This window comes from Nonomuraea sp. NPDC003201, from assembly GCF_053590415.1.
On record NZ_JBSFTC010000530.1, the window covers coordinates 1 to 4,992 of the forward strand.

The 4,992-nt window shown below is 74.2% G+C and carries 5 protein-coding genes; 2 read left to right on the forward strand and 3 right to left on the reverse strand.

Annotated features, from left to right (window positions below):
• Positions 1-310 precede the first annotated feature (310 nt).
• Positions 311-661 (forward strand): VOC family protein, encoded by a 351-nt coding sequence (locus ACWDX9_RS59900; RefSeq protein WP_449972748.1) that lies wholly within the window; start codon positions 311-313, stop codon positions 659-661.
• Positions 662-688: 27 nt separating this feature from the next.
• Here the strand turns inward: ACWDX9_RS59900 and ACWDX9_RS59905 are convergent, their stop codons facing one another.
• From ACWDX9_RS59905 to ACWDX9_RS59915, 3 genes are read right to left on the reverse strand one after another with little or no spacing between them, the layout of a single operon-like run.
• A complete protein-coding gene (locus ACWDX9_RS59905; protein WP_449972751.1) occupies positions 689-1,948 on the reverse strand; it encodes a helix-turn-helix domain-containing protein in 1,260 nt (419 codons plus the stop codon).
• 42 nt (positions 1,949-1,990) lie between these two features.
• Positions 1,991-2,764, reverse strand: a complete 774-nt coding sequence (locus ACWDX9_RS59910) for an acyl-CoA thioesterase domain-containing protein (protein WP_449972754.1) — start codon at positions 2,762-2,764, stop codon at positions 1,991-1,993.
• Between the two features lie 4 nt (positions 2,765-2,768).
• The gene (locus ACWDX9_RS59915) at positions 2,769-3,713 is read right to left on the reverse strand and encodes a helix-turn-helix transcriptional regulator (RefSeq protein ID WP_449972757.1); all 945 of its coding nucleotides are present in this window, start codon (positions 3,711-3,713) and stop codon (positions 2,769-2,771) included.
• Positions 3,714-3,764: 51 nt separating this feature from the next.
• Here ACWDX9_RS59915 and ACWDX9_RS59920 point away from each other — a divergent pair, with 51 nt between their 5' ends.
• Positions 3,765-4,841, forward strand: a complete 1,077-nt coding sequence (locus tag ACWDX9_RS59920) for an epoxide hydrolase family protein (protein ID WP_449972760.1) — start codon at positions 3,765-3,767, stop codon at positions 4,839-4,841.
• The last annotated feature ends 151 nt before the right edge of the window (positions 4,842-4,992 follow it).

A 4,992-nucleotide genomic window follows, 5' to 3' on the forward strand; every position in this document is an offset into this window, starting at 1 on the left:
CACCGACACACGGCGGCCGTGCCGGTGGGCGGCGGTCGTCTCGGGGGTGTGGCGGCCGTCCCGGGGGCCGTCCCGGGGAGCCGTCCCGGGGGGTGTGGCGGTCGTGTCGGGGTGCCGTCCCGGGGGATGGCGGTCGTCTCGGGGGATGGCGGTCGTCTCGGGGGCCGTCTCGGGGGTGTGGCGGTCGTGTCGGGGGCGGTCGGTGCGGTTTCGGCCAGATGCGGTGGCGGTCGATGTGCGGGTGGCGGTGGTGGGCGGTGGTGCAAGGATGTTCAAGACCCGGCCGCCCGGTTCCCGGGAGGCTGGGCGCATGACAGCGACACTTACCTCCATCGTCATCGACTGCGCCGACCCCGCCGCCCTGGCGTCCTTCTACGCCCAGGCCACCGGCTGGCGCATCACCCCCGGTGACCCCGACTTCGTCAGCCTCGAGGGCGGCCCGGTCTCGGTCGGTTTCCAGCGGATCGACGGCTACCGGGGCCCGGCCTGGCCGGACAGCGGGAAGCACGTGCACCTCGACTTCACGGTCCCCGACGTCGAGGCCGCCATGAAGGAACTGGCCGATCTCGGCGCCACCGTGCCCGACTTCCAGCCGGGCGGCGGCGACTGGACCGTGCTCCTCGACCCCGAAGGCCACCCTTTCTGCGTCATGGGTGGCTGACTCGTCCGGTGTCCCTCGCGCTCTCGTTCAGGGAGTGCGGGGGGTGAGCAGTCGGCGCAGGGCGGTCGGGGTGTGGCCGACGTGGTGGCGGATCGTACGGGTGAGGTGGGCCTGGTCGGCGAACCCGAGGTCGGCGGCCAGCCCGGCCAGGCTCGGCTCGCCCTCCTCCAGCCGGTCGAGCGCCCGGCCGACGCGCACGCGGTTGCGGTAGTGGGTCAGGGAGACGCCCAGCTCCCGGGTGAACGCCCGGCTGAGCTGGTACGGCGAGACGGCCAGGAGCTCGGCCAGCGACATCAGCCCACCGGCCGCCGGATGATCGGCGGCGATGGCCTCCCGGGCGGCGTCGGCGATCACCGCACCGGACCTCGGCCCACCGCCGCCCCAGGAAGGGCTCGCCGGGGAGGGGCTCCCCTTGGCCGCATACGCCTTCCCGACGCCCCGCCCCCTGGTGGCGCCTTCTCCGACGCCACCCGCCCCGACGTCGGCGGTCCAAGAAGCGGGCGCTCCGACGGCGACGATATCGGTGCCGCCCGACCGAGGAGCGGGCGTCACGCTGGTGGTGCCCGGTTGAGGGGCGGGGGCCGCGACGGCGGTTGCCTCACTGACGCCCGACCGAGAAGCGGGCGTCACGCTGGAGGTGCCCGGCCGAGGAGCGGGGGCCGCGCCGGCGGTTGCCTCGATGCCGCGCGACCCAAGAGCCGGCGTTTCGGTGCTTTCCGGCCCAAGGGCAGGTGCCGTGGTCTTGGGGACGGACGCCTCGATGGTGCTCGCTCCAGCGCGGAGCGCATCGGTGGCGCCCGAGCCGGAAGAGGCCGAGCCGGAAGAGGCCGGGGTTGGGGTCGGGGCCAGTTGGGTGAGGGTGGTGGCGATGAGGGAGAGCAGGGACTCGGCCAGCTCGAAAGCCGTGTCCCCGCCCCGCGCCGCCACCAGGAACCGCCGATGGGCGAGGTCGAGGCGGGCGTCCACGTACAGGGTCGGCCGGCCCGGCGGGCCCTCCCCCGCGAGCGTGTGCCACAGCTCCGGGGTCAGGGACACCGAGGTGCACACGTCGCCGCCCGCCGGGTGGGCGAAGTGCTCCTCCTCGCCGGGCACCCCGAGGTAGGCCATCGTCGGGTCGATCACGGCGGCCCGGCCGTCAGCCTTGCGCCGGAACAGGCCGCGGCGCACCAGCACCAGCCGGTGCGCGGAGCCCAGCTCCGCCGGCGACCACCCGCGATGGTCATCGAGGCAGGTCACGGCATCGAGGTGGAACCCGTCCCCGGCAGCAAGAGGCACAGCGGAACGCACCCGCGGAACATTACGCCGCGGGTACGACAATCTCCGGCGGCACTAGCGGCCGCCGATGCCGATCGTGTTGGCGACCGCCGTGACCACGCAGAACCCGAACGGCCCGCTCGCGTCATGCATGGTGACCTGCCCCGTGGCGACCCCGCCGGCGGACAGGTGGCCGGTGGCCTCGACCCCGATCAGCTCCGCGGACGGGAGCCGGGCGAGCGTCAGCGTGTAGTCGGCGTTGATGAAGCGCAGCCCCTCCACCCCGGAGTTGCTCAGCGGGCTGGCGAAGTCGGCGGCCAGCGCCGCGCGTACGAACGGCGTCAAAGGCTCCTCGTCCACCAGCGGATACGACTCCCGCATCCACACCCGCCCCGGCCCGGGCGCCCCCCACTCGGTCACCCGCCACAGGTCGAACGGCGGCTTCCACGTGGCCTGCCCGTCCACCGGCGGTTCGGAGGGCGCGGGAGTGTCCCACGGGGGTGTGACGAACGTCTGCTCCCCGTCCGGCTGCTCCCCCTGCCGCAGCAGCACCGCGCCGGCCCGCCCGATCACCCCCTGCTCGGTGATGATCACCGCGTCGGCCACGAGGATCCTGCGCCCGGCCCTGACCAGCGAGGTCTCCACCGTGACCGGCACCATCGGGCTGTTGCGGAACAGGTCGACCGTCAGGCGGGCGAAGTGCAGCCCCGGCTGGGCGTAGCGGCGCTCGATGGCGCGGGCGGCCAGCCCGCCGAGCAGGCGGCCGTGGAGCATGTCGGGGGACCAGGGACCTCGGGCGTGCGGCGCGGGGACCAGCTCGCCCTTCTTCTGGGTGAAGAACGCTGACACAGAATCAGATTCTAGAGGAGAGCAGCCGTTCACCGAGAGCACGCAGGTGTTCCTTCAGCTCCAGGGGCTCCAGCACCTCGAAGTCCACGTCCAGGAAGGCCACCACCATGGCCATCATGCGCAGGTCGTCGCCGCGCAGGGTGAGCAGGCAGGTGTGCTCGTCCACCGGCTCGACGGCGCCCGCCGTCCGGCCCTCGATCCGCTCGGCGGGCGCGCGCAGCAGGAAGCGGCTCTCGTACGGCCACATCTCGTGCGCCAGGCGGTGCTGCACCCAGGCGGCCACGTCGGGGGCGGGCGGCTCGCGCCGCGTGAAGCGCGGGCCGTTCGGGGTCCGAAGGCGCATCCGGTCGGCCCGGTACGTGCGCCAGTCGCCGCGGTCGGCGTCCCAGCCGACCAGGTACCAGCGGTTGCCCTTGGTGACGAGGCTGTGCGGCTCGGCCCTCCTGAGCGCGCTCTCGCCCCCGTGGCCGGTGTAGTCGAAGCGGAGCTGCTCGTGGTCGCGGCAGGCGGCGGCCACGTGGGTGAGCACGTCCGGGTCCACGGTGGGGCCCGCGCGGTCGATGCGTACGGTGTGCCGCTGCAGCGTGTTGACCCGCTGCCGCAGGCGGGCGGGCAGGACCTGTTCGAGCTTGGCCAGCGCGCGCAGGGAGGTCTCCTCGATGCCGGTCACGGTGCCGTTCGCGGCGGTGCGCAGGCCGACCGCGACCGCCACGGCCTCCTCGTCGTCGAGCAGCAGCGGCGGCAGCTCCGCGCCCGCTCCCAGCCGGTAGCCGCCGGAGACGCCGGGCGTCGAATGGACCGGGTAGCCGAGGCTGCGCAGCCGGTCGACGTCGCGGCGCATCGTCCGGGCGGCGACGCCGAGCCGCTCCGCCAGGTCGGCGCCGGGCCACTCGCGCCGGGCCTGCAGGAGGGCCAGCAGGCGCAGCAATCTCGCCGAGGTGTCCAACACGGACACCATTGTGGCCCGAATCTGGCCGCAATGGCTTCTAGCGTTGCGGACATGGACGAATTCGTCATCGACATATCCCAGGACCGGCTCGACGACCTGCGTGAGCGGCTGGAGCGCACCCGCCGGCCCGACGCCCTCGACGGGGTCGGCTGGTCGTACGGGGTGCCGCCCGAAGCGGTGGGCGAGCTGGCCGCGTACTGGCTCGACGGCTACTCCTGGCGCGCGCACGAGGCCAGGCTCAACGCGTTCCCGCAGTTCACGACCGTGATCGACGGGCAGCGCGTGCACTTCGCGCACGTGCGCTCGCCCCGGCCCGACGCGCTGCCGCTGCTGCTGACGCACGGCTGGCCCAGCACGTTCGCGGACTTCTCGCGCGTCGCCGGGCCGCTCAGCCGGGACTTCCACCTGGTCATCCCGTCCATCCCGGGGTTCGCGTTCTCGGGCCCCACGACGGAGCCGGGCTGGGGCGTGCGGCGGGTCGCCGCCGCCTGGGCGGAGCTGATGGCGCGGCTCGGCTACGAGCGGTACGGCACGCAGGGCGGCGACTTCGGCGCCCTGGTCTCCCCCGCCGTGGCGCGGCTGGCCCCCGAACGGGTGGTCGGCGTGCACGTGAACGCGCTCACCGCGTTCGTCACCGACGACATGTCGGGCCTGACCGAGGTCGAGACGGAGCGGGCCCGGGGCGTCGAGCGGTGGCGGAAGGAGTTCTCCGGGTACGCCGCCATCCAGGGCACCAGGCCGCAGACGCTCGCGTACGCCCTGGCGGACTCGCCGGCCGGGCTGCTCGGCTGGACCCTCGACGCGTTCGCCTCCTGGGGCCGGGACGTGGGCGGGGTGCCCGCCGACGACGTCCTCACCGACGTCTCCATCCTCTGGCTCACCGGCACCGCAGGCTCCTCCACCCGCATCTACCGGGAGAGCGGCGGCGACTGGGCGGTGCCGGACGCGCCGGGCAAGACCCCGACGGGCGTGGCGGTCTTCCCCGGGGACAGCACGGTCCGGCGGTACGCCGAGCGGGCGCACAACGTGGTGCGCTGGTCGGAGTTCGCGACGGGCGGCCACTACGCCGCCCTGGAGGCCCCCGACCTGCTGGCCGCCGACATCAGGACCTTCTTCGCGGGGCTGTGAACGCCCCCGGAGGTCAGTGGAACTGCGGGACGATCAGGTAGATGCCGTACAGCACGACCGCGGCGCAGGCGGTGAAGCACAGGACGGCGGCGGCCAGGCCGCCCGCGCCGGTCCCGGCCCCCCGCTCCTGGGCCGACTGACGGGCCGCGAG

Bases quoted from the DNA above. Each gene is read 5' to 3' on its own strand.
- ACWDX9_RS59900 (WP_449972748.1), top strand. From the start codon at position 311: ATGACAGCGACACTTACCTCCATCGTCATCGACTGCGCCGACCCCGCC.
- ACWDX9_RS59920 (WP_449972760.1), top strand. From the start codon at position 3,765: ATGGACGAATTCGTCATCGACATATCCCAGGACCGGCTCGACGACCTG.